This window comes from Candidatus Desulfovibrio trichonymphae (assembly GCF_002355955.1).
Classification (GTDB): domain Bacteria; phylum Desulfobacterota; class Desulfovibrionia; order Desulfovibrionales; family Desulfovibrionaceae; genus Desulfovibrio; species Desulfovibrio trichonymphae.
In genome coordinates this window covers 258766-285613 of the sequence record NZ_AP017368.1, presented here as the reverse complement: position 1 = coordinate 285613, position 26848 = coordinate 258766, and the positions used below count along the sequence as shown (strand labels likewise).

Below are 26848 nucleotides of genomic sequence, written 5' to 3'. Positions count from 1 at the left end.
TCAGATTTGTGGATATGTGCAGTATACGGCCCAGGCATGCTTACATCAATCTTCAGAATTCAGCCGCTTTGCCAGTCGCGTGTACCGCCTGCGGGTCTTGTCGTTTTTAACGGCCATGTGCAGCGCGCGGGCCTCGCCCACCAGCACGACAAGTTTTTTGCCCCGGGTGACGCCGGTATAGATGAGATTGCGCTGCAACAGTACGTAATGCTGCATCATAACAGGAATAACCACAGCCCCGTATTCCGACCCTTGGGATTTGTGAATAGAGATGGCATAGGCCGGCACAAGTTCATCCAGCTCATTAAAATCATACGGGACGACGCGGTCATCAAAATTGACGCTCAACGCGCGCTCGGCCGCATCCATAAAAACAATGCGGCCAAGATCGCCGTTGAAGACGTCTTTGTCATAATTATTGCGCAGCTGCATCACCTTGTCGTGCAGACGAAACGCCCTCTCACCGCGCCGCACTTCCAAACCGTTGGGGTTCAGGGCATCCTGCAAAAGGACGTTCATGCGGCCGGCGCCCACTGCCCCCTTGTGCATGGGGGTCAGCACCTGAATATCATCCATCGGGTTCAGCCCAAAACGACGAGGGATATGGTTGCGCACCAGATCCACCATGATGTCGGCAGCTTTTTCCGGATCATTCTGGTGAATGAAATAAAAGTCCGAAAGCCGGTTTTTGTTCGATTCCAGCGATGGCACTGTTCCGTGATTGATCTGATGGGCATTGCAGATGATTTCGCTCTCGGCAGACTGGCGAAAAATTTCCGTCAGTTCCACAACCGGCACAATGCCTGAGGCGATGATGTCCGCAAGCACATTGCCCGGCCCGACAGAGGGCAACTGATGCACATCGCCCACAAGCACAAGTGTCGCCCCCAGAGGCACAGCCTTGAGCAGATGGTAAAAAAGCAGACAGTCCATCATGGATGATTCATCCACAACCAGAAGGCCGCACGCCAACGGACGGTCCTCATTGCGGGCAAAGCCGTCCTCTTTGGGGCTGTATTCCAGCAGACGGTGGATGGTGCACGCCTCGCGCGCGCAGGCCTCGGCCATGCGTTTTGCCGCGCGGCCCGTCGGCGCGGCCAGCAAAATACGCGCGCGATGCTCACTGAACAGGCGTATGACGGCGTTGATTATCGTCGTCTTGCCTGTGCCCGGCCCGCCGGTCAGAACCATGATCTTGCTGCGCGTTACCGTGCACAGCGCGTTGCACTGTTCGGGGGCAAGCGTCATGGACATTGCACCGGCCACCTTGTCCACTGTCCCGTCCGCGTCGGCAAAGCTCACGGATCTCGGCGAATGAATCAAGCGCTGCAGATAAGACGCTGTTTTAGACTCGCAATGATAGTAGCGACTCAGATAAGCAGCTGTTTCCCCATCCATTTCCTCGCGAACAATGCGTTCTTCTCCTTCCAGAGAAGCAATGGCTTCAGCCACAAATTCTGGTTCAAGGTTCAGTTGAGCCCCGGTGTCTGCCAGAAGTTTTTCTTCCGGCAAGTAAACATTCCCGTCATCTATGGATTTTTGCAGCACATAGAGCGTACCGGCCTGAACACGCAGAGGGTGCCCGCTCTCAAAGCCCAGCTTGTGAGCAGCCGCATCGGCCGTGACAAAACCGATGCCGTGAATATCCATTGCCAGACGGTAAGGATTTTCCCGCACCACTTCGAGCGCCTGCACGCCATAGGCCCGATATATGCGCATGGCATAGGCCGGCGTAATGCCGTGCGGCTGCAGAAAAAGCATAAGATCCCGCACAGCCCTGTGCTCTGCCCAGCTCCCGCAAATACGATCAAGGCTCTTGCGGCCGATGCCGTGCACCTTGAGCAGACGTTCAGGCTCTTCATCAAGCACGCGAATAGTATCATCGCCGAAAAGCTTGACAATGCGCCCGGCCATGCCTTCACCCACACCCTTGATCAGGCCGGAACTCAAATAAAGGCGAATGCTTTCGCTGGTAGCGGGCAACATTTCTTCAGCCGCGTCAAAAACAAACTGTCTGCCGAAGCGGGGGTTGTTCACCCAACGGCCTGTCAGCTTGATCTGCACTCCACCCCGGGGTTTCAGCAGATGCCCCACACAGGTCACGGCATCAGGCGAACACGGCAAACGGCGCGCCGCCCTGCCGCCCTGCGGACTTTTGCCCGACAAAAGACGCAACACAGTATAGCCGTTTTCCTCATTGTGAAAAATCACCAGGTCTACCGTGCCGGTCAATTCCACAGTGTCCGCGTCAGCCGGCAGACATGTGTCGGTCGGCTCCCCCGGCAGAAGCGCACTGTGGCCTTGCGCTGCCTTCGGATTCACCGGCCCGGCTCCATGCGCGTCTGCAAAAGCAGAGCATCGGCAAGCGCGAGAGCGGTCATGGCGCAAAGGACGGGAATGACGCGTGGTATGGCGGCGAGATCATGACGACCGCCGACAAGAATCTCGGCCGCGCGTCCCTCCCTGTCCACAGTGCGCTGTTTTTGCGCAATGGAAGCAATGGGTTTTACAGCTGCCCGCAAAACAATATCCTGCCCGCTGGAAATCCCGCCCAGAATGCCGCCCGCGTGGTTGGAAGCGAACATGCCTCCAGGCAGAAGCGGATCGTTATTGCGTGAACCGGTTGAGCGGGCAGCCGCGAAACCGGCGCCGAATTCCACACCCTTCACAGCGCCGACACTCATAACAGCATGGGCCAGCACTGCCTCCAGTTTGTCAAAAACAGGCTCGCCGAGACCGGCGGGTACGTTCTGCACTGTAATCAAAACAATGCCGCCCAGCGTATCGCCGTTTTTGCGTGCCTCGGCGACACGCGTGTCCCAAAGGGCGGGAGCGGCATCCGAAGCCGCAAAATAAGGACGGGCGCCCGCCCGTGCAATATCCACATCCTCAGGAGGCACGGCAATGCCGCCAAGCTCAACGCATGCGGCACTGATTGTGACGCCGCGCCGACACAGAATTTTTTTGGCAATCACACCACCGGCAACACGGGCTGCCGTCTCCCGCCCGGAAGCGCGCCCGCCTCCGCGATAATCACGAATGCCGTTGTATTTTTGAAAATAACTCCAGTCAGCGTGCCCCGGCCGAAAAACCCCGGCCAAATCGCCGTAGTCATGCGAACGCCGGTCTTCATTGACAATATAAAACGCAATGGGCGTGCCGGTTGTCACGCCCGCAAACACGCCGGAGAGCAGGCGCACGCGGTCTGATTCCTTACGTCTGGTGGCGGTGGGGCCGTGACCCGGCTTGCGCAGCTCAAGTTCCGCCTGCATGTCCGCTTCGGAAAGCGCAAGCCCGGCCGGGCAGCCGTCAACCACACCGCCCAGACCAGACCCATGCGATTCGCCGAATGTCGTCAGACGCAACAGGCGTCCAAAGCTGCTGCCGGCCATAAATAACCCCAATCCGCAACGATAGACAACAATGTGTCGGAATGATTTTACACTTTCGCCGCGACGCGCAGATCTGCGGCGGCGTCTGTGATTTCCCATGTAAATTCAGGCAACTCGCGACCAAAATGACCATAGCAGGATGTCTTTTTATAGACGGGGCGCTTGAGATCAAGACGTTTGCTGATAAAATACGGCCGCAAATCAAAGATTTCCCGAACAGCTTTCGTGAGGATTTCATCCGGTATCTCGCCGGTTCCCTGTGAAGAAACCAGCACGCTCACCGGCTGCGCCACACCGATGCAGTAGGCAATCTGCACTTCACATGCAGGCGCAAGCCCGGCAGCCACGATATTTTTGGCAATATAGCGACCCATATAGGCGCCTGAACGATCCACTTTGGAGGGGTCCTTGCCGGAAAAAGCGCCGCCGCCGTGATGGCCGCTGCCGCCGTATGTATCCTGAATAATTTTTCGGCCGGTAAGTCCGCAGTCGCCCATAGGACCGCCCACCACAAAACGGCCGGTGGTATTGATAAAAATTTCGCAATCTTTTTCATCAAAATACCCGGAAGACGACAAAACAGGCAAGATGACCTCCCGCCTCACCGCTTCCGCCACGTCATCATGGCTCACACTCTCCGTATGTTGCGTAGAAACAACCACATTGTTGATTCGCACGGGTTTGCCGTCGTGATATTCAAAGGAAACCTGCGTCTTGCCGTCCGGTCTGAAAAAATCAACAATCTCTTCCTTGCGCACAGCGGCAAGACGCTGAGAAAGCTGGTGAGCCCAATAAATGGGCGCGGGCATCAGCGTGGATGTTTCATTGCAGGCATAACCGAACATCATGCCCTGATCTCCGGCCCCCTGATCCTCTTGTTTTTCACGCACAACGCCCTGGGCGATATCCGGAGACTGGCGGTCAATGGAGGAAATAACGGCGCATGTCTGCCAGTCAAAGCCCATTTCAGAGCTGCTGTAGCCGATCTGTTTAATGGTTTCACGCGCCACGGTGGGGAAATCAGCATAGCCGCGCGTGCTGATTTCCCCGGCAATAACCGCCATGCCGGTGGTCACCAGAGTTTCGCAGGCAACATGGGCTTCAGGATCCTGGGCCAGCAGGGTGTCCAGCACTGCATCGGAAATCTGATCCGCCACTTTATCGGGATGCCCTTCAGTGACGGATTCAGACGTAAAATAGTATTTGCCCTTGGTTTGCATGGAGCCTCCTCCACGGGAGCCGGGTTTACAAAATATACAACAGATCAGGTGTGCAGCAGGATATTGTCTATAAGCCGGGATCTGCCCAACTGCACGGCGCATGCCATAAGAGCCGGCCCATCTATAGCGGAAAGCGGCACAAGCGTGTCAGGGCGAACCACCGCAAGGTAGTCAAGCCTTCCCAAAGACAAATGTTCCGCCCAGCGTCGCAACACGGCCTGCTGCAGTATGGCCGCATTTTTTTCCCCCCGGCTTGCCATCTCCTGCGCACAGCGCAGAGCGCGCCGTATTTCCGGCGCCTGAGCGCGTTCTTCCACAGTAAGGTAAACATTGCGCGACGACAGGGCAAGTCCGTCAGGATCACGCACAACGGGACGGCTTTCAATGCGCGTTTGCACGCCGAGATCGCGCGCCATGCGACGGATAATTGCCTGTTGCTGCCAATCCTTCTCGCCGAATACAGCCACATCAGCCAGAGTAAGCAACAAGAGCTTGAGCACCACGGTGCAGACGCCGCGAAAATGCGTCGGCCGGCTTTTGCCGCAAAGCCCGGCAGCCATATCCGGAACATCCACCCATGCAGCATGATCAGGCATGTAGATGTCGCCGGGCTGCGGCATAAAAAGCACGTCAGCGCCGCACGCTTCGGCAACCGCCTCGTCCCGCGCCTCGTCCCGCGGATAGGCGTCAAGGTCTTCACCGGGGCCGAACTGGGCAGGGTTGACAAAGAGGCTGACCACAAGGCGCGTTGCAACGGTGCGGCCGTAGCGCATCAATGCCTCATGACCTGCGTGGTAACAGCCCATTGTGGGGACAAGGGCGATACTCTGCCCCTGCGTATGCCAGTTGCGGCACTGCCCGGCTAATTCCTGCGGATTTGCGAGTGTCTGCATGTTGAAAAATTATACATGCACACCAACAGCTTGTAAAGAAAACGGCTTTAAGCAATATCTAACACAACGTTGCGTTCAGTAACAGGATTTCATATCCATCTTTCTTTTGGACCGATTTTTTGATCATATCCGGAGTGTTTTCCAGGGGCAAACCGGAAGACAGAGGCCGCCGTCAAAATCCGCGATTTTTGGACTGGCTTAATGGCCCTGAGTGCGGTAATTATCGCTGCATGTCGCATCCAAAAAATCAGCCGGGCGCGCCGGAACAACACGATTCCCTTTCTGAACAGCCTGCCGCCGGGGCGCGCTCACGCGTGGAACGGCTGACCGCGGATCTGGAACGCCACAATTATCTGTACCACACGCTGGACGCGCCGGAAATCAGCGATGACCTATACGACGCCCTGTTTCATGAGCTGCAGACGCTTGAGCGCCTGTATCCCCGCCTGCGCAGCGGGTACTCGCCCACCTTGCGCGTGGGCGGCGGACTTCTGGACGGCTTGACGAAAAAAAACCACAGCCGTCGTATGTACGGTCTGGAAAATGTTTTTTCCGGCGCGGAACTGCGGAATTTTCTGGCCCGCATGCGGCGAGTCCTGCCCGAAGCCCCTCTGCTTTTCTGGTGCGATCCCAAGCTGGACGGACTGGCTCTGGAAATCATTTATGAAAACGGCGTGCTGACGGAAGCGCTGACCAGGGGGGACGGCGCAAGCGGCGAAATGGTCACCGACGCCGTGCGGACTATCCAAACCGTCCCCTTGCGGCTTGCCGGCGCGGGGCCTTTTCCGGAACTTCTGGAAGTGCGCGGCGAAGTGATCATTTTTAAAAAGGATTTCGCAGCCCTGAACGAACGGCAGGAGGCCCTCGGCCGGAAGCAATTCGCCAACCCGCGAAACGCAGCCGCGGGTGCGGTGCGTCAGTTGAATATCGCCGTCGCGGAATCCCGCCCTTTGCGTTTTCTCGCTTACAGTCTCGGCAGCGTCATCTGGTCACCCGCGCCGGCCAGCGGGCGGCAGCACGACGTTATGGAACGCCTTGCGACCTGGGGTTTTTTGACGCCGCCGGAAGGCAAACTCTGTGCCGGCGTGGGTGAGGTGGAAACATATGCGGACTTTGTGCGTGAACGCAGGCCGCAATTTACCATGGAGATTGACGGCATTGTGATCAAGCAGGACAGTCTGGAGGCCCAGGAGGCTTTGGGCTTCACGGCCCGCGCGCCGCGTTTTGCCGTGGCATATAAATTCCCGGCCAGTCAGGTGGAAACTCTGCTCAGGCGTATTGACGTACAGACAGGGCGCACCGGCGTGCTCACACCTGTGGCCGTGCTTGAGCCTGTGTCTGTGGGCGGTGTCATGGTTTCCCGCGCCACACTGCACAATGAAGATGAAATTTGCCGGCGCGATGTGCGTGAGGGAGATACGGTCATTGTGCAGCGGGCCGGCGACGTCATCCCCGAAGTGGTGGGGCCGGTGCCGGGCAAAAGGCGGGCGGGGTCCAGGGCGTATGTGTTTCCCCATGTCTGTCCGGCTTGCGGGGAAACGGCGCACAGAGAGACCGGCGAAGCGGCCTGGCGTTGCGGCAATCTTTCCTGCCCGGCGGTTCGTTTGCTGCGTGTCGTCCATTTTGTGTCCAAAGCCGGTCTGGATATTCAGGGCATAGGGCAAAAACGGATTGGACAGTTTGTAGGGGCGGGCATTGTGCAGTCCCCGGCGGATCTGTTTGTGCTGACGGTTGAAGCTTTGCTTCATTTTGAACGCATGGGCGAAATTTTGGCAAAAAAAATTGTGTCCGCTTTTGACGAGGCGCGGCTTTCGGCGACATTGCCGCGTTTGATCAGCGCTCTCGGCATCCGCCATGTGGGCGGGCAGACAGCGCGTTTGCTGGCCGGGCGCTATCGCACGCTGGACGAGTTGGGCCGGGCTGATGCGGAAACCTTGCAATCCCTGCCTGATGTCGGTCCGGAAGTGGCGGCGTCCATCCGCAATTTTTTTGACAGTCCGACGAATCGCGCCCTCCTGGTCCGTTTTCGCGAGCTGGGGCTCTGGCCGCAAGGCGCAACGTCTGCGTCCGGCGAAAACGCGCTGCGGGGCAAAAGCGTGCTGTTTACCGGCAGCCTCTCGCTTCCGCGTGCCAGAGCTTTAGAGTTGGCGGAGGCGGCAGGCGCCGTTCCCGCAAGCAGCATGAGTAAAAAACTGGATTATCTGGTGGTCGGGGAGAAGCCGGGCGGCAAACTGGCAAAAGCCGATTCGTTGGGCGTTGCTGTGCTTGACGAGACGGCATTTATGGCATTGCTCGCTTCTGCGGGCCTATAATCTGAAAAAATGCGGAGTGCGGCATGAGTACGGCGATCGTCGTTGTTGGCGCTGACGGGCGTATGGGCAAAACCGTCGGCAATCTTGTTACGGCGGACCTGGCTTACAGTCTGGCAGGGCTTGTTGACCGCGCGGAGCATCTGCAAGCCCTGTCTTGTGCGGGTTGCCCTGTGGACGACAATCTGGAAGCGGTTTTGCCCAAGGCGCCGGGAGCGGTTATTGTTGACTTTACAGCGCCGTCCGTGAGTTTGCAGTCTGCGCGTGTCGCGGCGAGTACGGGGCATGCCCTTGTTGTCGGCACCACCGGTTTTACGGATGCGCAAATGGGCAGGTTGCGAAAATTGGCTGAAAAAACGCCAATTTTTTGGTCGTCCAATATGAGCGTCGGCGTAAATGTGTTGCTGAAAATCCTGCCGGGGTTGGCGCGCACGCTGGGCGAGGGCTATGATATTGAACTGGTGGAACTGCACCACAACCGCAAGAAAGACGCCCCCAGCGGCACGGCCCTGACGCTCGGCGCCTGTCTGGCACAGGCCAGGGGCTGGGATTTCGGAAAGGCGCGGCGCGTCTCCCGCGACGGCATCACAGGAGAGCGGCCCAAAGCCCAGATAGGTGTTCAGGCTGTGCGCGGCGGTGATGTTGTGGGCGTGCACACCATATATTTTATGGGACAGGGCGAACGCATAGAAGTGACCCATCATGCCCACTCCCGCGAAAATTTTGCGCAAGGGGCTTTGCGGGCCGCCGCCTGGCTTGCCGGCCGTACTGCCGGCAAGATTTACGGCATGCAGGATATTTTCAGTCAGATATAGAATATATAATTATTAAAAATAATTATTATGCAACTTAAAGCGACGGAGACTTTTGCCGTATTTTACTTGACGCATTGTGCTGAATGGCGTATCAGAACTGTCTTCAGAGCGTAACGAGGAGTTTGTTTGAATGAAGACGTTCAGTCCCACACCTAAAGATATTAACCGCCAGTGGTTTGTGGTTGACGCGCAGAGGCAGATTCTCGGCCGTCTTGCCAGTCAGATTGCTCATCGCCTGCGCGGCAAGCACAAGCCGGAATTCGCGCCGCATATGGACAACGGCGACTTTATCGTGGTTGTCAACTGTGAAAAAATAAAAGTAACCGGTGCGAAACTGACGGATAAAAAATACTACAGGCACTCCGGCTGGGTAGGGAGCCTCAAGACGACGGTTCTCGGCGATATTCTGGCCGACAAGCCCGCCCGTGTGCTGATGCACGCAGTGCGCGGCATGCTGCCCAGAAACCGTTTGGGACGCGCCATGCTGAAAAAACTCAAAATTTATGCCGGCGCTGAACATCCGCACGCGCCGCAGAATCCGCAGCCCCTGACGTTGCCTTATTAACGTTCTGCCGCTTTTGTTTTGTCCAATTTTAAGGAGTACACTCTATGCGCGAGAAATTTGAATACGGCACCGGACGCCGAAAAACGGCTACAGCCCGCACGCGCCTTTATACCGGGTCCGGCGCCATTGTCATAAACGGCCGTTCCTGTGAGGAATATTTCCCCCGCAAGACGCTTCAGATGATTATCCGTCAGCCGCTTGTTTTGTCAAAAATGGCTGATAAACTGGACGTCAAGGTCAATGTTTCCGGCGGTGGCGTTACCGGTCAGGCTGAAGCCGTGCGTCACGGTATTTCTCGCGCCCTTTTGCGGGTGGAGCCGGAATTGCGCGCAGTGTTCAAGAAGTCAGGTCTCTTGACGCGTGACGCGCGCAAGAAAGAACGCAAAAAATACGGTTTGCGCGCAGCCCGCGCCAGATATCAATATTCCAAGCGTTAATGCGTTTTTATGGGGCGCCTTTCAGGGGATTCCTGAGTTATTGAAGGCGGGGACGAGCTGCGGAAGCAATGATTGAGTCACAGCCGCACCCTTTTTGACCAGCCTGACCTTGGGCAATATCTTGCTTGTAGGCTCCCCGGCGCTCCCTGATTCTCGCGGAGATATATGCTGCTTAACCTGTTCAAGACCACTCGGTACGCCGTCGTTGATCTGCGCGTAAGTTTTGTTCCCTCCACGTATGCGTATTTGCCGGTTGACCGCCGCCCACAGTTCCTGAAATTCCCGTTTGTGAAAGTTGAACACCGGCCGTATGGAGATTATGAACAGTCTACTTCGCTGTTGTCTGGGGGCACTGCCGCTGCTTATGCTCTGTACAGCCGCGTGTTCCGGCGGCGACTCCAGGGACAAGGCCCCACCGGCCGCGCCCGTACACGCAGAGCCCGTCAAACGCGCGGACATGCCGCGCCTGCTGTACGCTGTCGGCAACGTCAGGGCATCCAGCCACAGTGGGCGTCAAGCCCGAAGTGCATTTTACTGAGGGCCAGGACGTCACGGAAGGTCAACTGCTGATTACCTTGACCCCAGACCCTTTGAGGCTGTTCTGCGCGAAAAACGCGGCCTGCTGGCCAAATCTGAAGCGCAGTTGAACAAGGCCAGTGAAGACATGCGCCGTTACGGCAAACTTGTGGGCGGCGGCTATGTAAGCCGGGAGGCATATGACCAGACCGCCACCGAAGCGGCGGCGCTCAAAGCCACTGTGCAGTCAGACAAAGCGGTGGTGGAAAGCGCTGCGCTCGACCTGTCGTACTGCAGCGTGACAGCGCCTATCAACGGGCGGGTCGGCGCGTTCACCGTGGACAAGGGCAATATGATCAAAACAGCCGACGCAACGCCCATTATCACTATCGACACCCTGTCGCCCATTTACGTACTTTTTTCTGTGCCGGAAACACGACTGCCCGTGATTCTGAAACGCATGCGCGAGGAGGGCGGTGCAGGTGACTGCCGCCCCCGCCGGCGGCGAGCCGGAAAAAGGCGTTCTGACGCTCGTTGACAATACAGTGGACACGCGCACCGGCACCATCCGCCTGCGCGCCACATTTGAAAACACCAGCCATCGCCTCTGGCCTGGTCAGTTTGTACAGGTGGAACTGCCCCTCGGCGTGACGAAAAACGCTCTTGTGGTGTCCAGCCGCGCCGTGCAGTCAGGTCGGGAAGGAGTCTTACATCTATCTGGTGGACAAAGACAACACGGCGCTTTATCGCAAGATTGCCGTAAGTTTTGAATATCAGGGGCAAAGCGTCATTGAGGGCGATGTGGCTGAAGGCGACATGGTTGTTGAAGAAGGGCAGGTGCGCCTGGCCCCTGGGCTTCCCGTTCAGATTTTGCCGTAGACTTCGCCTCCCGTCCGGTGAAATATTGCCGTCCCGTTAGACATGTTTGCTAGCGCCTGCTCAAAATTCTGAACATGCGCCTGCGGCAGCTCAATGCGCAGCTTTGCCGCATCTTCGCAGGACTGTTCCATGATGCGCGCTTCCCAAAGGGGCAAAAGGCGATGCATCCCAGCCAGATGCGCATATTTCAGCGTAACGGCGACCTGCTGTGAGGGAATGCGCTCCGCCAGCGCAAGATTTGCCAGATTTTCGCGCACGGCGTCCTGATATGTCCGAACAAGGCCGCCGGTTCCCAGTTTGACGCCGCCGAACCACCGGCTGACAACAACACACAATTCTCCGATGCCGCAGTGCAGAAGCACGCTGAGCATGGGCCGCCCGGCTGTGCCGTGCGGCTCGCCGTCGTCCGACGAGCCGATATGTGCGGTATCTCCGGGAGCTCCCGCCGCATACGCCCAGCAATTATGATCAGCGTCGTTGCGGCAACGGCCTGTAGCCTCAATAAAGGCCTTGGCGGACCCGGCATCCGGCGTGTGTGCGCATTGGGCCATAAAACGACTGCGGCGCACAACGAGCTCTGTGCAGTACGGCTGTTCCGCGGAAGCGGCGGGAATCGGGAAGCGCATGGCCGCCGGCGTCACCGCGAAGAAAATGAGGGTTCCGCCCGCCAGCAGGCCGTCCGACCGCTGCCGTCGGCAAACAGCGGCGGCATTGCCTCACTGCAGCGGGGCAGCGCTTCGGCGCAGCGCGGCTGAAAAGGACAGCCCAGAGGAATATCCCGCAAGGCAGGAACCACACCGTCAATGGCGGGCAGACGCTTGAGACGCATGGACTGTCGCCCCGGCGCTGAACGCATGAGCCCCCTGCTGTACGGATGACGAGGCGCAGCAAAAAACTCTCCGGCAGGCGCGTCTTCCACAAGCCGTCCTGCGTACATGACCCCCACAACGTCCGCGATTTGCGCCACAATGCCCAGATCATGCGTGATAAAAAGCACAGTCATGCCCCATTCCCGCATCTGATCAGCAAAAAGCCGCAGAATCTGCCCCTGTACTGTCGCGTCAAGAGCCGTTGTGGGCTCGTCAGCGAGCAGGAGTTCCGGCCGGCACGCAAGAGCCATAGCGATCATAACCCGCTGCCGCATGCCGCCGGAAAGCTGATGGGGATAGTCGTCATAACGGCTCCGAGGCGCGGGAATGCCAACTTCGGCAAAAAGATCTTCCGTCTCCTGACGGGCTTGCGCGCGGGTCATGCCGAAGTGCAGCCGCAGGGGCTCCGCCGCCTGTTCGCCCACTGTCAATACAGGATTGAGCGACGTCATGGGTTCCTGAAAAACCATGGCTGCCCGACGCCCCCTAAAACGCCGCAATTCGATTTCTGAAAGAGCGAGAATGTCTGTGTCTCCAAGAAAAATGCGCCCGCTGATTGCTGACTTTTCAGGCATCAGACGCAGAACGGCGCGAGCTGTGAGACTTTTGCCGCAGCCGGATTCTCCGACAAGGCAGGTCACGGCGCCGGGGGGAAGAGCGAGGTCCACATTGTTGACCGCGGCGAGAGGCTCTCCTTCATGCGCGAAATACACAGAAAGATGCTCCATGCGGAGCGAGCCTACGACAGCAGGCTTCATCCGGGAGACACGCTAACGTCTCACCTGGGTGCTGCGGAAATTGACATAGGCCTGACGCATGGCAATATACGGATCCACGGCGGCGCTGTTCATGTCTTCATAAAGCGGCAGCACGTCCCCCAACGCATTAAAACGCAACGCCCCTTCTGAGCCCGCAGCCAGTTCCCACGGGTGGACATAGAAAAAAGGATCGGTAAGGAGATCGCCGATCCTGCCCAGACTGTCACGGGGCGAGCTGGGGCCGATAAAAGGCCAGACAATATAAAATCCGTGACCGATGCCCCATCTCCCCAAAGTCTGACCAAAGTCTTCACCATCCGGATCAACCGGCACAATGGTTTTTTTATTTTTTGCGACGTCCGCGAGGCCGAAACTGGAGGTGGTGTTAATAAAAAAATGGCCGAATTCCACACCGGCCTCCAGAAATCGCAATTGAAGAATATTGTTTACAAAGCGCACGGGGAAAAGCAGATTGGAAAAAAAATTCTTCATGCCGCTGCGGAACTGACGCGGAGCAACAAAAGAATAGGCATTATACACCGGTCTGGCGACATGCAGATAAAAGATGTTATTAAATCCGAACCAGAAACGATTCCACGGCTCCAAAGGATCCGCAATGTTTGCCGCCGCGATGTAATCTTCATAATCATCCAGATTTTCAGTCTTTTTCACCTGTCCGTTGGGATGAACCGTCACAGCCTCCGACGGCAGCGCAGGGCTTTGGGCGTACACAGCGGACAGCGCCGGTGCAACAGGCTGCCGCGCCGTTGCTGCAATAGCGCAGAAACCGGACGACAGCCAGAAAAAAACGCACAGCAGGGCGCAGAGCAAGGGCAATAATACGGATTTATTTCGCATGTTGCCGCCGCATTTCATCAGCTTTTGCCTGTATGCGTTCTATGAGCTTGTCAGCCTCCGTCTTGTTCAGGATATCCTGAAACTGCGCGCGGTAATTTTTGACAAGACTGACGCCTTCAATCAGCACGTCATAGACTCTCCAGGAACCGTCCTTCGGCAGCATGCGATACGCCACAGGCACTTTTTTAACGTCTTTCATGGTGATAACCGTGCGCACCTCAGTACGGTCGTTCGAGGAAGACGCCTGACCTGTGTAGACCACCCGCTCGCCGTTATAACCGTCAATTTTATTCAGATAGGTGGAAATCAAAAGGTCGGCAAACGCGTCGCTGAACCGCTGCTGCTGCTCCGGAGTAAAAACATGCCAGCGCTGCCCGACTGTGCGTGAGGAAAATTCCCTGAAGTCAAAAATATGCAGCACTTCATCCTCAATCTGCTGGCGCAAGGGGCCGCGCGTAGCCGGATTGACGTAATCAGGATTTTTAATGCAGTTCAAAATACGGGTTATGGAAACTTCCAGAGACTGACGGGCCTGCGCCACAGAAAAAGAATCTGCTGCAGAAGAGGGAGCGGCCGAACACAACAAAAAAGCGGCACAGCAAACAGCAAGCGCGCGACGCCATGACCATGAAAGACTCATGTTCATACACCCCCAAAGGCATATTTGCCGATCAGAGATTCCAAATCAACAGCGGATTCCGTTTCTTTTATCATGCCGTCCGAAACAAGCAGCTTCTCCGAGCCCCCACGCGAAAGGCTGATATATTTATCGCCGATCAGACCGCTTGTTTTGATGGAAGCGATACTGTCGTCAGAAAGGCGGAAATCTGCCGCAAGCCGCAAACGCACCACGGCCTGCGTACGGAGCGGATCAGGATCAAGTGTGATATTGACAACGTGCCCGACAGGCACGCCCGCAATTTCAACATCCGCTCCCACGCGCAGCCCGGAAGCTGAATCAAACCTGGCGGAAAGCTCAAAGCCCTGACTTGAAAAAACTTCCATTTTACCCAGTTTGACAGTCAGCCATGCCACGCAGACAAGGCCCAGCAGCACAAAGACGCCAACGGCGGTTTCACGGACGCTGTTCATCATGATTGACTCAGGCTCCACAGTATCGCTGCGTTGCGCAGACGGTGCAATTGTTATTCACGGCGGCAAAAATTGTCAACAATTTTGTCATATACCCCCGGCAAAGCCGGGGCAGAGATGCCAAGAACCGCTTTTTTATTATTCTTTGAGATCAGGATGCAAGCCAGGCATCCAGCGCGGCGCGCGCAATCGGATTCAGCGCCGCGCGCTGAGCCTTGCTCCGATCTCCGGATTGACGCTGCAAAAACTGCCGCACATAGGGATCTTCACCGCGTTCCAGTTCATCCGGCCGTCCGGAAAAAATCGCGCTGCCGTCCCTGAGCACCAGCGCATGCTCCGCAATGGCCCGAAAACTGGCGAGATCATGGCTTACGACAACAAGCGTCATGTCGGCAAACTGCTCGTGCATGGACAGCAGCAGCTCATCCATTCTGGCGGCCGTCACAGGATCAAGCCCTGAAGTGGGTTCATCACAGAGCAGGATGCGCGGTTCAGCTATAATCGCCCGCGCCAGACCAGCCCGTTTGCGCATGCCTCCGGAAAGCTGGTTGGGGTAATAATCGGCAAAATCCTGCAGGCCGACCATGCCGAGCACACGCAATGCCGCTTCGCGGAGCAGGGGCTTCGGCAGGGCAAAATGTTCGCTCAAAGGCAGGGCCACATTTTCAGCCAGAGACAGCGCGCCCAAAAGCGCGCCGTCTTGAAAAAGAACGCCCATCTGACGCCGTACACGACGAAATGCGGCGGCTTTCAAGGCAAAAAAATCCTGACCATCTATACGCACAGTGCCGGCCATAGGTTGAGAAAGCCCGATGATGTGCTTCAGCAACGTGGATTTGCCGCAGCCGGATTCTCCGAGAATCACGGAAATCCTGCCTGCGGGCAACACGGCGCATATGTCGCGCAGCACGGCGCGTTCGCCGTACCCGGCGTCAAGGTGAACAAATTCTATATCCCAGTTATGCATAAGACAGCCTAAAGCAAAAAAGAAGTCAGAACATAATCAGAGGCCAGTATAAGCACACAGGAAATGACGACAGCCGATGTTGTCGCGTTACCCACAGCCTCGGGACCAGCGCTGTCGCGACGACGATGCGTGTTATACCCCTGCCGGCAACAGACTGTCGTGACAAGGAGGCCGAAAACCAGGGCCTTGATAAAACCGCCCGCCACGTCGGACATCTCAACGGAACTGGCGATACGGTAAAAATAAGCCCCCTCGTTGATATCCAGCATCAGCACGCCTGTCAGATAGCCGCCGACAATGCCGATCACGTCAAAAATTGCCGTGAGCAGGGGAAAAGAAATCATCGCGGCCAGAAGACGCGGACTGACAAGGTAACTCATGGGATGTATGTCCAGCACATCCAGAGCGTCAATCTGATCCGTGATGCGCATAACGCCTATTTCCGCCGCCATGGATGAGCCTGCCCTGCCGGTGAGCATGATCGCCGTCAGCACGGGCCCGAGCTCGCGAATCAGGGTAAGGGAAACCGCTGACCCCAAAAAGCCGACAGAACCGAACCGAACCAATGTATAATATCCCTGCAGGCCAATCACCATGCCGCAAAAAATGCCGATCAGCAAAATCACAAAAAGCGATTGATACCCGATCACATAGAGTTGCCTGAATGTTCTAGGGAAAATTTTAGCGCTTGAAAAAATCCGGCTTAAGCCGAGCAGCATGAACAAGGTCGTGCCGCCCACAGCGCCAACGCCGCCAAGAAACGAACGCCCCACATAAGCCGGCAGGTTGCGCAGTTTCGCCACAGTTTCCTCAATGTTTGGGCTTTCGGCTGCCGTTGATGCCGACGTTTTTTTTAGATTGCACAATCGGCATGCCCAGTTTCAGCTTGCGCATTTTTTCACGCAGATTTGCCGCATCAGTTTCCGCGCCGCGCAGACTGACCAACACCAAAAACACCTTGCCGCTTTTGGCCTGACGCGCGCGAAAGCCCCCGCCTTCCAGCCGCGCACACAAATCGTTCGCTTCCGCCTTGTTCTTGAAAGCGGCAACCTGAAAAACATAGTCAAAAAGCGGCATTTTCGGATCTGCCGGCAAGGTTGAAGCTGTTCCGTCAGCATCTCTTTTCGACATAATCGACCCGGCGCCCGGCGCTTTGTCTCGTGACGGCGCGCCGGCTGCGGGCGCGTTGCGTATGCCCCATGCGGCCCAACCCTCGCCCTGGGGGCTGTCAAAAGGCTCATGCTGCTCGTTCTTTTTTTTGTCACCTTCAGTCTCTGCCGCCGCAAGAGCAGAAGAGTCTTTGTCATCCGGCGCCGCGGCCGCGCCATGTCGCATCGGTTCCGCCTGCGGATTTTCCGTGACCTGCCCGGAAGCGCCCGGCACCGCGGACGGCGCATTACCGTCTTCCTGCACGGGATTCTTCTGTTTATCCCCTTGCATAATAGTTGCCATCTGTCCCACGCGCTGTGCCGGGTTCTGCCCGCGCCCCACCATCAAACCCATATAAAAGGCCCAGCCGACAGCCGCCGCCAGTACAAGACAGCCCGCCAGAACAGCCACGGAGGAAAATCTGACGGTAAAACGGCGCGGATCCCTGTCTGCTGAAACGTTTCTCGCGCGCACCTTGCGCAGCGGCTGCGGCATTGCTGCGTTGCCTCCTACATGCTCTCAGGGGCACTGACCCCTAAAATGTCAAGGCCGTTGCGCAGCACTTGGGCAACGGCCCGCAACAGCGCAAGGCGGGCCGTCGTGCGCGGCATGTCGCCAGACATGATCACCTGATGTTTCGCGTAATAACTGTGCAAAAGCCCCGCCAATTCCGTCAAATAGCGGCTTACGTACTGTGTCGCCAACGCTCTGGCCGCGGCGGCCAGCGTATCTCCATAAGCGGCGGCCTTGCGCAGCAGGCCTGTGTCTTCCGGAGTGTCAAGACGCAGCAGCGCCTCTTCCGTCACTGTCTTCGGCAGCGTGATCCCGCGATCTTCCGCGCGGCGCAGCACGGCGTGAATCCTGGCATGGGCGTACTGCACATAGTACACAGGATTGTCAAGACAGCGCTGTTTGACGAGATCCAGATCAAAATCCAGCGGGCTGTCGCTTTTGCGTGAAAGAAACATAAAACGAGCCGCATCAACGCCGACTTCCTGTATCACATCGGCCAGCGTTTCAAATGTGCCGGCACGGGTGGACATGCTGACAGGCCTGCCGTCGCGCAAAAGATTAACCAGTTGAACCAAGACCACGTTAAAGCTGTCGGCAGACCGGTTCATAGCCGCCATCGCCGCGCGCATCCGCGCTATATAACCGTGGTGATCCGCGCCCCAAATGTCGATGAGAAATTCATAGCCGCGTTCAAATTTGTCATGATGGTAAGCAATGTCGGCAGCAAAATAGGTCAGACTGCCGTCAGATTTTTTCAGAACACGATTCCTGTCGTCGCCCAGCTTTTCCGTGGCAAACCAGAAAGCATTGTCCCGCGTGTAAGTATAGCCCGCTTTTGCCAACCCGGCAAAAGCCGCATCCACAGCCCCGCGTCCAAGCAGGGATTTTTCCGAAAACCAGCTCTGATGTTCCACGCGGAAATTGCGAAGATCAGCCTTGATCCCGATCAGAATTTCTTCCGCCGCCCACGCATAACAACGTTCCAGCCCTTCAGATTCTGGCAAGTCGGGAAGAGAAGGCATGGCGGCAAGCATCTTTCCGGCGATATCCCTGATATACTCGCCGCGATAATATTCTTCAGGCCATGTCACAGGCCGGCCGACCAGTTCAAGCGCCCTGAGCCAGACAGAAAGGCCAAGAAGCCGCATTTGCCGTCCGGCATCGTTGATATAATATTCCGTATCCACAAGATACCCTGTCTTGCGCAGCAAGCGCGCAAGGCTGTCGCCCACGGCGGCGCCTCTGCCGTGCCCTATGTGCAGTGGCCCGGTGGGGTTGGCGGAAACATACTCCAAAAGCACCTTGCGCCCCTGCCCGACACAGCTCGCGCCGAAGTTTTCACCTGCGGCCTCAACATCGCACACTGTACGCCGCCAGAAGGCCTGATTGAACGTGACGTTGCAAAAACCTGGCCCGGCCGGGTCGGCCCGTTCCAGATCGGGACAATGCTCAAAAAGTTTAAGGGCGAATTTTTCGGCCAGCGCGCGTGGCGGCATCCCGGCCTCTTTGGCCAACAGCATTGCCGTGTTGACGGAAAGATCGCCGTGTCCGACGTCACGCGGCGGTTTAATGACGGTTTTTGACGGCCAGGCGAGGCCTTCTTCAGCAAGTATTGCCGCGAGGGCGGTGCGCAATGTATCTATGGCGCGCATCTTTTTGGTATCCTTGACAAATTACAGACTGAAGGATGTGACACCTGCAAAATCACTGACGAGGTCGACACGCGGAGCGTCAACATCGTCCGCACAAGATGCAAGACAGGGTTTCACCATCTTGCCGAGCAGCGCTTTTGTGCCGAGTTCAAGCCAAAAGCGCGCGCCGTCATTATACTGATTGCGCACGGTTTCCACCCAGCGCACAGGAGAGATCATCTGTTCAAGCAGGCTTTCCTTCGCGCTTTCACCGTCGTGGACGGCGGCACCGCGCATATTGCAATACACAGGGAAGCGAGGGTGCCGCCAGACAGCCTCCCTGAGCCGCACTGCCAGCTCGCCCGCCGCCTCCCTCATCATGGGGCTGTGAAACGCCCCGCTGACTTTTAGTTCAACGCCGCGCCCATTGCGGTCTTTTGCTTTTTGACACGCCAGCGCCACCGCTGCCCTGTGTCCGCTGACGACTGTCTGGGCCGGAGTATTGTAATTGGCGATGAACAAAAGCTCATGTGTCTCCCCGGCCGCCTCGCCGACAACTTCCGTCACCGCCGCCGCGTCAAGTTTCAGCAGGGCGGCCATGCCGCCCCTGCCATCAGGATCGGCTTCGGCCATCAGCCGGCCACGCAAGGCCGTCAGTTCAAGCACATCCGTAGGCGAAAGAACCCCGGCGGCGGCAAGCGCGCTGAATTCGCCAAGGCTGTGGCCGGCTGCCCCACGCGGAGCGGTTTTTCCGGCCATCTCGCGCCAAAGATTCAGATTGACCACAGTCAGGGCAGGCTGAAGGGCACGCGTGTCGCTCATGGCCTGTTCGTCCCCTTCCCAGTAGATTTCGCGCAAAGGCAAACGACTTATGCGCTCGGCCTGTTTCCAGAAATCCATGGCCTCTGACGAAAATTCGGCAATATCCCGCCCCATTCCGGATTTCTGTGAACCCTGGCCGGGAAAAAGCAAAACCGGCTGCGGCATATATGCGGTTCTCCCCAATAACGGGCTGTTCCCCGTAACATCGCCGATGTTTTATAAGATATGGATGTATATAATTACTTATTTCCTTATGAAACATGATTTTTACGGCATTCCCGAAACTCTTGCAAGTCCGGGTTGTGGAGCGTATACGGTCAGTGCCGGCTGCATGCGGCACAGGACAACGAGAGAGTTATGATATGCCGCGACAGACGGTAGACAGAACAGAACTGGCGCGCCTCATCGCGGCTGTGAAGATGGCCTTGCCCTCGGAAATACTGGAGCCGCTTGCCGTCTATCTGGAAATGCTCTGTCAGTGGAACAGCGTTGTCAATCTTGTCGGCCTGCGCGCATGGCAGGAAATTCTGACGAAACTTGTCGCGGACAGTTTTTATCTGTCCGCCTTTCTCACAAGACTTCCGTTCCCGGAAAACGCCATGATCTGGGATCTTGGTTCCGGCGCCGGCCTGCCCGGGCTCCCCCTGCGTCTTGTCCGGCCGCGCGGCGTGTATTGCTTTGTGGAACGTCGCGAAAAACGGGCGCTTTTTCTTTCAAACGTTCTTTCCCGCCTGCGGCTGCCCGACACGCGCGTTTTTCGCGGCCCTGCGGAACAGTTTTTTCAAACCCGGCGCTGCCGCCCGGCGGACTGCATTGTGAGTCGGGCATTTATGCCCTGGCGTGCCCTGCTTGACCTGACGTTGCCACACCTGCGCCCTTCCGGGGCGCTGATTGTTCTCGCGCTGACGCGCGCGCCGGATTCTCCGCCCGGGCCTTGGCGCGTCACAGCCGTACAGTCATACACAATCGCAGGAAACGAACGCTGGTTCTGGGCGCTTACACCGTCAGGAGCGTGAACGGAATGCTGTTTCAAACACTTTTCGCATCCGCGTCTGTTCGCGGAACACGACCTTTCCGCATTTGGCGGCGCGGCACCTTCTGGGCGCTGGCAACGCTCGGGTTCGCCTTTACGTTGCGCATGACAGAATGGCCCTGCTGGCAGAACCCGGAATATCGTTTAGGCAATGAATGGCTGCTCGCCACCCACGACGCTTATCACTGGGTTGCCGGCGCTGAAGGCTTCGGCCTTGCCGCAGGCCACCCCATGGCGGAAATGCTGCGCCTGATAACAAAAATTGCGCACAGTTGCCCGGCGGTTGTCGCCTTTTGGTTCCCCGCCATACTGGCAAGTCTGATGGCCTGTATTGTCTTTGCCTGGGTATGGGCATTCGGCAGCATGGAAGCAGGCTTTGCGGCCGGGCTTCTGACAACGCTGGCGCCGGGTTTTTTAGGCAGAACCCTGCTCGGGTATTACGACACCGATCTGGTGACGCTTTTTTTCCCCATGCTGATGAGTCTGGCGCCGGCCTGCTGGACTATGCGATACATGCTCCTGCCACAGATGATCCTGCGCCGTCTGATTATCAGTTCCGGTTTTACAACGGCGCGGCGTCTGTTGCCCCAGCCGGACAAAGACGGCAAAACGCATCCTGGTCACCTCGGCAACCCGTTGCGCCCGCATTGGGTGGCATTGCTGAGCCTTTCTGGAATCCTTTCCTGGTGGACACAGGAATGGCATTCGGTGTTTCCGTATCTGATCCGCTACAATATCGCGCTGTTTGTCTTCATGGGGCTTGTGATGGCCCAGCGCGGCCGACGGGCCTTACTGATGCTGGGGGCTCTGGCCTATGCCCTGCCGGCGCTGACAGGGCCGGCAGGCCTTGTGTGCGGCCTTTTTCTCGCATGGGCCGGAAGCAAAAACGGCGGAACGCTGCGGCTCATTCTCCGCCGCCCCGCGATACCGGCACTGCTGTGGCTGGGCACAGCGGTCCTTTTCATTCAAGGTGAAATACTCACGGCAATCATCAATCACGTGAACGCCTATCTGAAACACGCGGGAGACGTAAAAAGCACGGGTGCCGGCACAAGCCTGGCGTACCCTTCTGTCGCGCAGTCCATCATTGAAGTGCAGGATCTCGGCTTTACAGCGATTCTGGCCTACTTTCATCCGTGGATGGAAGCTGCCGCGCTCGGTCTCGCCGGCTTTTGCATTGTCGTTGTTCGACGGCCCGGCGCACTTTTTCTGCTGCCGCTTGCCGTGCTTGGACTTTTGAGCACAAAATTCGGCGGCCGCATGGTCATGTTCGGCACGCCTGTTGTAGCGATAGGCTTAACATTGCCGATCTACTGGCTTTTACAGCGACTGCTTCGCGCAGAACAGGGGGGAGCGGGCGTCGGCGCGCTGACGTCAGCCATTCTAATCGCTTTATTGGCAGCGCCGCTTGTAAATATCATCTCAGACATGTCCCAAGGGCCCATGATCAACCGCCGCCATGCCGAAGCGCTCACACGGGCGAGAAGCATTACTCCTGAGGACGGCATGCTCTGGCTCTGGTGGGACTGGGGCTATGCCGCACACCATTTTGCCCGTCGCGCGACCATCGCTGACGGTGCGCGGCACGCAGGGCCTTCACTGTATCTCCCGGCCGCTGTTTTTGCCACAGACAACACGCGCTTTGCCCGTCAGTTGATATGTTATACAGCCAATGCCGGCAATCAGCCCGGCAACGTCTTTGAAGGCATGGACAGCCATGCGGCTCAGGAGCTGATGGACAGGCTCCGCTCTCCGGAAACGGCGCTTCTTGAAACAAACAGGCGGCAGTTCATTGTCGTCAGTTTTGAAATGCTGCGTCTTGGTTTCTGGATCAGCAATTTCGGCAACTGGAATTTTATCTCCCGTCAGGGAGAGGGAGGGGCGCTGTCTATCGTGCCGCAGGCTCTGGCCTATCAACTGAATTCAGGGGCCGTTCAGCTTGAGGGCGGCGCCGGTGCTGTCTATGCCTCGTCCATCAGCGTCTTTGAGGAAACGGGCGTCACTCGCCGTAATTATGTGCAGGAATGGTTCGACGCCAATCCTGACGCCGATCTTGAAACACAACGCGATTTTTTTGGCGAAACGACGAAACGTGCATTTTTTCTTTAACCGGATTACCGATGAAAAACTGGTTATGGATGAAGGCCTGTATAATTCGCTGATGGTGCGGCTTTTGATCGGCGACCCGCGGGACGCGCGCGTTTCGCCTTATTTCAAACTTGTTTATGACAATGTTTTCGCAAGAATATATGAAGTGCTGTGAACACGGTTTTTCTGTCATGCCTGTATGTTCCGTTTTTCGCATGCCGGACGCCGCGTCCGCGGCAGAATGCCTGCGCGGCGGCGGCGTACTGATTTTCCCCACAGAAACATTCTACGCCATCGGCTGTCTTGCCGCCGACACAAGGGCCGTATCCCTTATTTACCGGGCAAAACGACGCCCGGCAAAGCGGCCTTTGCCGATTTTGGCCGCTGACGCGCGTCAGGCGGACACCGTCGCGCAACTCAGCGCGGCGCCCGCAAAACTGTTCTCGCGATTCTGGCCCGGCCCCTTGACGGTATTGCTGCCGGCCAGAGCCTCTCTTGCCGCGCCGCTCGTCAATGATGCCGGCAAAATAGCCATACGGGTCACCTCCCACCCTCTGGCCGCTGAATTGTCGCGGCGTTCAGGCGGCGTTCTGACGGCCAGCAGCGCCAATATGCACAACGGCCGTCCCGTCTGCTCTCCCGACAAACTGGACAGGGAACTTTTGGCCTCGCTGCGCGCATTGCAGGTTCCATGCGGCATTCTTGAAGGCGGATCCACGCCCGCCGGCGGCCTCCCTTCCACGCTTGTCGAACCTGTGTCCGACCGTGACACCGCGACACGCCCGTATCTGCGCATTGCGCGAGCCGGCGCCGTCAGTGCGGAAGCATTGGCCGCAACGGGATTTGCGTGCCGGGCGGACACTTGACAGCTACCCCGGTACGCCTTATGAAACTGCCTTACCAAAAGACAGGCTCAAACCATGTTCACACAAACAGTCAACCGCCGCTGCCCAAGTCTTGTTCTGGCATGCCTGGCTCTGGCCGGACTGTTCTTCAGCGTATCCGTCCGCGCCGCCCCTGAAAAGGAACTGCGCGTTCTGGCGACTACTTTTCCCGTCTGGCTTTTCACACGCAACGTCGTTCATGACTGCCCCCACGTCAGGACGGAGCTGCTCATCCCTACCAACTTCGGTTGCCCCCATGACTATGCGCTCACCCCGCGCGACATGCAAAAACTTTCCCGGGCCACGGCGCTTGTCATCAATGGCCTTGGAATGGAAAATTTTCTCAATGCCCCGCTGGCCGCAAGCAACGGCGGGCCGACAATCATTGACGCCGGCGCCGGCATTGCCACCCCGCCCCAACCGGAATCTCCTCGTCACATAACTGCAGCCGGCTTCAACCAGCACAGTCACGACGGCATGAACCCCCATATTTTCTCCGGGCCAAAACAGGCGGCGATCATGACGCGCGCCATAGCCGAAGGTCTAGCGCGCATTGACCCGGCAAACGCGGATGTCTACTGCGCCGCCGCAGGGGCGTATATCACCCGCCTGACGGCGCTCGGCGAACGTCTGGCCGCTCTCGGCGCCGTCGCGTCGCGCAAGGGTATTGTGCTGCAGCACGATTCCCTGTTCTGGCTTGCGGCCAACGCCGGTTTGGAGATACTGGCCGTGATGCAGACAAATGAAGACGCGCCGCCTTCGGCGAACGAACTCATCCGCCTCACGGCGCTCGTCCGCCGGGAGCGGCCGGCGCTCATCGCCGCTGATCCGCAGTATGCGGACAGGCTTGTCCGAACGCTGGCCCAGGAAACAAACGTGCCCGCCGCGAGTCTCGATCCTGTGTCTTCAGGGCCTGAAAACGCCCCTCTTGACTGGTATGAAACTGTCATGTCCGCCAACTGCCAAACACTTGAGCGTTATTTTGATCCCCGCTGAATCGCCTCCGGCCTTCCTGAAATTTGAACACCTGGGCGTTCGCTTCGGACAGAATCAGATACTTGAGGATATCTGCGCCACAGTGCCGCGCGGCGGTTCAACCGTGCTGACAGGCCCGAACGGCGCCGGAAAAACAACGCTCCTGCTCTGTCTGGTCGGCGCTGTGCCTTATTCCGGCAGAATATGCCTCGCTGCGGGAAAAAACGGGGCGCCTCCGCGCATCGGATATGTGCCGCAACAATTGCGGACAGACAGCGGCCTGCCTTTGCTTGTCGGTGAATTCCTTGCCCTGGACTGCCAGCGACGGCCTCTCTGGCTCGGCGTCAGGCCCGAGGCGCGCGTACGCTCTCTTGAAATGCTGTCTTTGGTACAGGCCGGGCATCTGGCGCGACGCCGCATTGGCGAGCTTTCCGGCGGGGAGTTGCGGCGCGTCCTGCTGGCCGCCGCTCTGGCCGGAGAGCCGGACCTGCTGTTGCTGGACGAACCGGCCGGCGGCGTGGACATGCGGGGAGAACGACTCTTCTGGGAAGTCCTGAACACGGCGCGCATTGCCCGCAATTTTACCCAGCTTATGGTCAGCCATAATCTGCCCCTCGCGGCCCATCATGCGACGCACATAATCTGCCTGAACAAAAGCGTATGCGCACAGGGCGCGCCACGCGCCACGCTGACGGCCGCGACGCTGTTGCGCCTCTTCGGCGCGCCTATTCATCTCTACCCTGATCAGTGTGACGTCGCGGACCCCGCCTGCCCGCAGTGCGGCGCGCTTGACGGTCCTGATCATCCGCCCTCGGACAGGCCGTGTCCGAGGGCATGCAACGGCTGTTCACCACATGCCGCGCAAGGAGACGCGGGCGCAACGCAGGCACACGCAGCCGGGGAACGTCCGTATGCCTGACTTTTCTCCGATCTATGCGGTCATTGCGCTCCTGCCTCTGGACTGCATGCAGGTTCACTTCATGCAACGGGCTGTTCTGGCGCTCCTGCTGCTTGTCCCAATGACATCCGTGCTTGGTGTGGAAGCAATCACCTTTCGCATGGCGTTTCTTTCTGACGCCATCGGCCATTCCGCCTTGACCGGCGTTGCTCTTGGACTGCTTTTTGACATCAATCCGAGGCTGAGCATGCCGCTTTTCGGTGTGCTGATGGGCATGACCATTATGGCTGTACGCCGAAAAAGCAGACTGTCCGCAGATACCGTCATCGGCATTGTTTTTTCCGCCGCAATCGCGTTCGGCCTGGCCGTTGTCAGCCGCTTCAGCGGCATGGCCCGCGACATGCAGCAATTTCTCTATGGGGATATTCTAACGATCAGCGAAGGCGAGATCGCCTTTCTTGTCCTGCTTTTCCCGGCCATGCTCCTGTTCCAGATCACAGGGTACAACCGTCTGCTCTCCATTGCCCTCAATCCGGTTACGGCAAAGGCCCAGGGCGTGCGCACCGCCTTCTGGCAGTATTGTTTCGTCAGCATGCTCGCTCTGGTCGTCGCCTTTTCCGTCCGGGCCGTCGGCATTTTGCTGGTCACGGCCCTGCTGATCGTGCCGGCGGCGACGGCCCGCAATCTTGCCGGGACAGCCGGAGGCATGTTCTGGTGGGCGATATTCGTCGGGCTGACTTCCGCTTTAACCGGGATCACGCTCTCAGCTCAGGAGAGCCTGTCCACAGCCGCCGGCGCAACGATTATTCTTGTGGCGTGCGTCTGGTTCGCCGTGAGCTTTTTATATGCCGGCCTGCGCTGCGGACGACGGCCTGTCTGAAATTTTCACCCTGACCGCGGGCATGTTTTCATCAGTGACCAGCGTTTCCACAGCCGATGGGGAGCACGGCGCCGTTGCCCCGCTTGTCATCTCGGCAAGCCGCGCCACGGACATCCCCGCTCTGCATGTGGAATGGCTTCTTGAACGCCTGCGCGCGGGCTGTGGAATTCTTGTATTCTGGAGCAAAAACCCCACCCTCCTCCTGACCCGGCTGCAGGGTGTCGCGAGCGCGAGTTTCACATTTTATTTTCACTTCACGCTCAATGATTATGAGCGAGAAGGCCTTGGCCCGGCCTGCCGCCTCTGGCGGAACGGGTGGAGACGTTTGTCCGTCTCTCGCAACGCGTCTGCAGGGAGCGCGTGATATGGCGCTGTGATCCGCTGCTAGCTGTGCGACGGGCTGTC

The 26848-nt window shown here is 57.8% G+C and carries 29 protein-coding genes; 15 read left to right on the top strand and 14 right to left on the bottom strand.

The features are described from left to right. Positions 1 to 45: 45 nt before the first annotated feature. From recD2 to panC, 4 genes are read right to left on the bottom strand one after another with little or no spacing between them, the layout of a single operon-like run. Positions 46 to 2286 carry an SF1B family DNA helicase RecD2 gene (recD2, locus tag RSDT_RS01385; protein ID WP_408606737.1) on the bottom strand — a complete coding sequence of 747 codons (2241 nt, stop codon included), beginning with the start codon at positions 2284 to 2286 and terminating at the stop codon, positions 46 to 48. A 32-nt stretch (positions 2287 to 2318) separates the two neighbouring features. Further along, positions 2319 to 3392 carry a chorismate synthase gene (gene aroC, locus RSDT_RS01380; protein ID WP_096399265.1) on the bottom strand — a complete coding sequence of 358 codons (1074 nt, stop codon included), beginning with the start codon at positions 3390 to 3392 and terminating at the stop codon, positions 2319 to 2321. 47 nt (positions 3393 to 3439) lie between these two features. Beyond that, positions 3440 to 4612, bottom strand: a complete 1173-nt coding sequence (gene metK / locus RSDT_RS01375; protein ID WP_096399264.1) for a methionine adenosyltransferase — start codon at positions 4610 to 4612, stop codon at positions 3440 to 3442. Between the two features lie 44 nt (positions 4613 to 4656). Continuing rightward, positions 4657 to 5505, bottom strand: a complete 849-nt coding sequence (panC, locus tag RSDT_RS01370; protein ID WP_096399263.1) for a pantoate--beta-alanine ligase — start codon at positions 5503 to 5505, stop codon at positions 4657 to 4659. 230 nt (positions 5506 to 5735) lie between these two features. Here panC and ligA point away from each other — a divergent pair, with 230 nt between their 5' ends. The 7 genes from ligA (at position 5736) to RSDT_RS07285 (ending at position 11026) form a co-directional block, all read left to right on the top strand. After that, positions 5736 to 7817 carry an NAD-dependent DNA ligase LigA gene (gene ligA, locus RSDT_RS01365; RefSeq protein ID WP_096400364.1) on the top strand — a complete coding sequence of 694 codons (2082 nt, stop codon included), beginning with the start codon at positions 5736 to 5738 and terminating at the stop codon, positions 7815 to 7817. A 23-nt stretch (positions 7818 to 7840) separates the two neighbouring features. Next, positions 7841 to 8629: a 4-hydroxy-tetrahydrodipicolinate reductase gene (gene dapB, locus RSDT_RS01360; RefSeq protein WP_096399262.1), complete on the top strand. Its 789-nt coding sequence runs from the start codon at positions 7841 to 7843 to the stop codon at positions 8627 to 8629. Between the two features lie 130 nt (positions 8630 to 8759). Continuing rightward, on the top strand, positions 8760 to 9194 hold the full coding sequence (rplM, locus tag RSDT_RS01355) for a 50S ribosomal protein L13 (protein WP_096399261.1): 435 nt from the start codon (positions 8760 to 8762) through the stop codon (positions 9192 to 9194). A gap of 44 nt (positions 9195 to 9238) precedes the next feature. Continuing rightward, a complete protein-coding gene (rpsI, locus tag RSDT_RS01350) occupies positions 9239 to 9631 on the top strand; it encodes a 30S ribosomal protein S9 (RefSeq protein WP_096399260.1) in 393 nt (130 codons plus the stop codon). A 319-nt stretch (positions 9632 to 9950) separates the two neighbouring features. After that, positions 9951 to 10169 (top strand): hypothetical protein, encoded by a 219-nt coding sequence (locus RSDT_RS07295; RefSeq protein ID WP_231941869.1) that lies wholly within the window; start codon positions 9951 to 9953, stop codon positions 10167 to 10169. Positions 10170 to 10274: 105 nt separating this feature from the next. Continuing rightward, entirely contained in the window at positions 10275 to 10685 is a 411-nt protein-coding gene (locus RSDT_RS07290) for an efflux RND transporter periplasmic adaptor subunit (protein WP_231941868.1), read from the top strand. 182 nt (positions 10686 to 10867) lie between these two features. Beyond that, positions 10868 to 11026: a hypothetical protein gene (locus RSDT_RS07285; RefSeq protein ID WP_231941867.1), complete on the top strand. Its 159-nt coding sequence runs from the start codon at positions 10868 to 10870 to the stop codon at positions 11024 to 11026. On the opposite strand, the gene RSDT_RS01335 is transcribed toward RSDT_RS07285, so the two are convergent. From RSDT_RS01335 to RSDT_RS01290, 10 genes are all read right to left on the bottom strand, one after another. Then, positions 11011 to 11652 carry an IMPACT family protein gene (locus RSDT_RS01335; RefSeq protein ID WP_096400361.1) on the bottom strand — a complete coding sequence of 214 codons (642 nt, stop codon included), beginning with the start codon at positions 11650 to 11652 and terminating at the stop codon, positions 11011 to 11013. The genes RSDT_RS07285 and RSDT_RS01335 overlap by 16 nt on opposite strands. An 11-nt stretch (positions 11653 to 11663) precedes the next feature. After that, positions 11664 to 12623, bottom strand: a complete 960-nt coding sequence (locus RSDT_RS01330) for an ABC transporter ATP-binding protein (protein ID WP_231941866.1) — start codon at positions 12621 to 12623, stop codon at positions 11664 to 11666. 42 nt (positions 12624 to 12665) lie between these two features. Next, the gene (locus RSDT_RS01325) at positions 12666 to 13511 is read right to left on the bottom strand and encodes an MlaA family lipoprotein (RefSeq protein WP_096400359.1); all 846 of its coding nucleotides are present in this window, start codon (positions 13509 to 13511) and stop codon (positions 12666 to 12668) included. After that, positions 13501 to 14151: an MlaC/ttg2D family ABC transporter substrate-binding protein gene (locus RSDT_RS01320; RefSeq protein ID WP_096400357.1), complete on the bottom strand. Its 651-nt coding sequence runs from the start codon at positions 14149 to 14151 to the stop codon at positions 13501 to 13503. Before RSDT_RS01320 ends, RSDT_RS01325 begins: the two co-directional genes overlap by 11 nt. Positions 14152 to 14153: 2 nt before the next feature. Beyond that, positions 14154 to 14603 (bottom strand): outer membrane lipid asymmetry maintenance protein MlaD, encoded by a 450-nt coding sequence (gene mlaD / locus RSDT_RS01315; RefSeq protein ID WP_096400355.1) that lies wholly within the window; start codon positions 14601 to 14603, stop codon positions 14154 to 14156. A gap of 151 nt (positions 14604 to 14754) precedes the next feature. Beyond that, on the bottom strand, positions 14755 to 15570 hold the full coding sequence (locus RSDT_RS01310) for an ABC transporter ATP-binding protein (protein WP_096399257.1): 816 nt from the start codon (positions 15568 to 15570) through the stop codon (positions 14755 to 14757). 8 nt (positions 15571 to 15578) lie between these two features. Continuing rightward, positions 15579 to 16364 (bottom strand): MlaE family ABC transporter permease, encoded by a 786-nt coding sequence (locus RSDT_RS01305; RefSeq protein WP_408606735.1) that lies wholly within the window; start codon positions 16362 to 16364, stop codon positions 15579 to 15581. Positions 16365 to 16380: 16 nt separating this feature from the next. Beyond that, positions 16381 to 17214, bottom strand: coding sequence for an SPOR domain-containing protein (locus RSDT_RS01300; protein ID WP_096399256.1), 834 nt, complete (start codon positions 17212 to 17214; stop codon positions 16381 to 16383). 14 nt (positions 17215 to 17228) lie between these two features. After that, a complete protein-coding gene (gene argS, locus RSDT_RS01295) occupies positions 17229 to 18884 on the bottom strand; it encodes an arginine--tRNA ligase (protein WP_096399255.1) in 1656 nt (551 codons plus the stop codon). A gap of 21 nt (positions 18885 to 18905) precedes the next feature. After that, a complete protein-coding gene (locus tag RSDT_RS01290) occupies positions 18906 to 19850 on the bottom strand; it encodes an ACP S-malonyltransferase (RefSeq protein ID WP_096399254.1) in 945 nt (314 codons plus the stop codon). 197 nt (positions 19851 to 20047) lie between these two features. On the opposite strand from RSDT_RS01290, the gene RSDT_RS01285 reads away from it, so the two are divergent. Genes RSDT_RS01285 through RSDT_RS07275 form a run of 8 tightly spaced genes read left to right on the top strand, consistent with a single transcriptional unit; the run spans position 20048 to position 26807 of the window. After that, complete coding sequence (locus RSDT_RS01285; protein WP_096400350.1) at positions 20048 to 20701, top strand: 16S rRNA (guanine(527)-N(7))-methyltransferase RsmG; 654 nt, start codon at positions 20048 to 20050, stop codon at positions 20699 to 20701. Positions 20702 to 20706: 5 nt separating this feature from the next. After that, complete coding sequence (locus RSDT_RS01280) at positions 20707 to 22827, top strand: STT3 domain-containing protein (protein ID WP_231941864.1); 2121 nt, start codon at positions 20707 to 20709, stop codon at positions 22825 to 22827. Then, positions 22811 to 22981 (top strand): hypothetical protein, encoded by a 171-nt coding sequence (locus tag RSDT_RS07280; protein ID WP_231941863.1) that lies wholly within the window; start codon positions 22811 to 22813, stop codon positions 22979 to 22981. The genes RSDT_RS01280 and RSDT_RS07280 overlap by 17 nt, the downstream gene beginning before the upstream one ends. Then, complete coding sequence (locus tag RSDT_RS01275; protein ID WP_231941862.1) at positions 22968 to 23672, top strand: L-threonylcarbamoyladenylate synthase; 705 nt, start codon at positions 22968 to 22970, stop codon at positions 23670 to 23672. Before RSDT_RS07280 ends, RSDT_RS01275 begins: the two co-directional genes overlap by 14 nt. Positions 23673 to 23726: 54 nt before the next feature. Further along, positions 23727 to 24686, top strand: coding sequence for a metal ABC transporter substrate-binding protein (locus RSDT_RS01270; protein ID WP_096399253.1), 960 nt, complete (start codon positions 23727 to 23729; stop codon positions 24684 to 24686). Continuing rightward, a complete protein-coding gene (locus RSDT_RS01265; RefSeq protein WP_231941861.1) occupies positions 24673 to 25584 on the top strand; it encodes a metal ABC transporter ATP-binding protein in 912 nt (303 codons plus the stop codon). The genes RSDT_RS01270 and RSDT_RS01265 overlap by 14 nt, the downstream gene beginning before the upstream one ends. Further along, positions 25577 to 26443, top strand: coding sequence for a metal ABC transporter permease (locus RSDT_RS01260; RefSeq protein ID WP_096399251.1), 867 nt, complete (start codon positions 25577 to 25579; stop codon positions 26441 to 26443). Before RSDT_RS01265 ends, RSDT_RS01260 begins: the two co-directional genes overlap by 8 nt. Continuing rightward, a complete protein-coding gene (locus tag RSDT_RS07275; protein ID WP_231941860.1) occupies positions 26409 to 26807 on the top strand; it encodes a DUF1848 family protein in 399 nt (132 codons plus the stop codon). The genes RSDT_RS01260 and RSDT_RS07275 overlap by 35 nt, the downstream gene beginning before the upstream one ends. The last annotated feature ends 41 nt before the right edge of the window (positions 26808 to 26848 follow it).

Coding starts and splice junctions, on each gene's coding strand:
- aroC (WP_096399265.1), bottom strand. CDS start 3,392: ATGGCCGGCAGCAGCTTTGGACGCCTGTTGCGTCTGACGACATTCGGC.
- metK (WP_096399264.1), bottom strand. CDS start 4,612: ATGCAAACCAAGGGCAAATACTATTTTACGTCTGAATCCGTCACTGAA.
- panC (WP_096399263.1), bottom strand. CDS start 5,505: ATGCAGACACTCGCAAATCCGCAGGAATTAGCCGGGCAGTGCCGCAAC.
- ligA (WP_096400364.1), top strand. CDS start 5,736: ATGTCGCATCCAAAAAATCAGCCGGGCGCGCCGGAACAACACGATTCC.
- dapB (WP_096399262.1), top strand. CDS start 7,841: ATGAGTACGGCGATCGTCGTTGTTGGCGCTGACGGGCGTATGGGCAAA.
- rplM (WP_096399261.1), top strand. CDS start 8,760: ATGAAGACGTTCAGTCCCACACCTAAAGATATTAACCGCCAGTGGTTT.
- rpsI (WP_096399260.1), top strand. CDS start 9,239: ATGCGCGAGAAATTTGAATACGGCACCGGACGCCGAAAAACGGCTACA.
- RSDT_RS07295 (WP_231941869.1), top strand. CDS start 9,951: ATGAACAGTCTACTTCGCTGTTGTCTGGGGGCACTGCCGCTGCTTATG.
- RSDT_RS01335 (WP_096400361.1), bottom strand. CDS start 11,652: ATGCGCTTCCCGATTCCCGCCGCTTCCGCGGAACAGCCGTACTGCACA.
- RSDT_RS01330 (WP_231941866.1), bottom strand. CDS start 12,623: ATGGAGCATCTTTCTGTGTATTTCGCGCATGAAGGAGAGCCTCTCGCC.
- RSDT_RS01325 (WP_096400359.1), bottom strand. CDS start 13,511: ATGCGAAATAAATCCGTATTATTGCCCTTGCTCTGCGCCCTGCTGTGC.
- RSDT_RS01320 (WP_096400357.1), bottom strand. CDS start 14,151: ATGAGTCTTTCATGGTCATGGCGTCGCGCGCTTGCTGTTTGCTGTGCC.
- mlaD (WP_096400355.1), bottom strand. CDS start 14,603: ATGAACAGCGTCCGTGAAACCGCCGTTGGCGTCTTTGTGCTGCTGGGC.
- RSDT_RS01310 (WP_096399257.1), bottom strand. CDS start 15,570: ATGCATAACTGGGATATAGAATTTGTTCACCTTGACGCCGGGTACGGC.
- RSDT_RS01300 (WP_096399256.1), bottom strand. CDS start 17,214: ATGCCGCAGCCGCTGCGCAAGGTGCGCGCGAGAAACGTTTCAGCAGAC.
- argS (WP_096399255.1), bottom strand. CDS start 18,884: ATGCGCGCCATAGATACATTGCGCACCGCCCTCGCGGCAATACTTGCT.
- RSDT_RS01290 (WP_096399254.1), bottom strand. CDS start 19,850: ATGCCGCAGCCGGTTTTGCTTTTTCCCGGCCAGGGTTCACAGAAATCC.
- RSDT_RS01285 (WP_096400350.1), top strand. CDS start 20,048: ATGCCGCGACAGACGGTAGACAGAACAGAACTGGCGCGCCTCATCGCG.
- RSDT_RS01280 (WP_231941864.1), top strand. CDS start 20,707: ATGCTGTTTCAAACACTTTTCGCATCCGCGTCTGTTCGCGGAACACGA.
- RSDT_RS01275 (WP_231941862.1), top strand. CDS start 22,968: ATGAAGTGCTGTGAACACGGTTTTTCTGTCATGCCTGTATGTTCCGTT.
- RSDT_RS01270 (WP_096399253.1), top strand. CDS start 23,727: ATGTTCACACAAACAGTCAACCGCCGCTGCCCAAGTCTTGTTCTGGCA.
- RSDT_RS01260 (WP_096399251.1), top strand. CDS start 25,577: ATGCCTGACTTTTCTCCGATCTATGCGGTCATTGCGCTCCTGCCTCTG.
- RSDT_RS07275 (WP_231941860.1), top strand. CDS start 26,409: ATGCCGGCCTGCGCTGCGGACGACGGCCTGTCTGAAATTTTCACCCTG.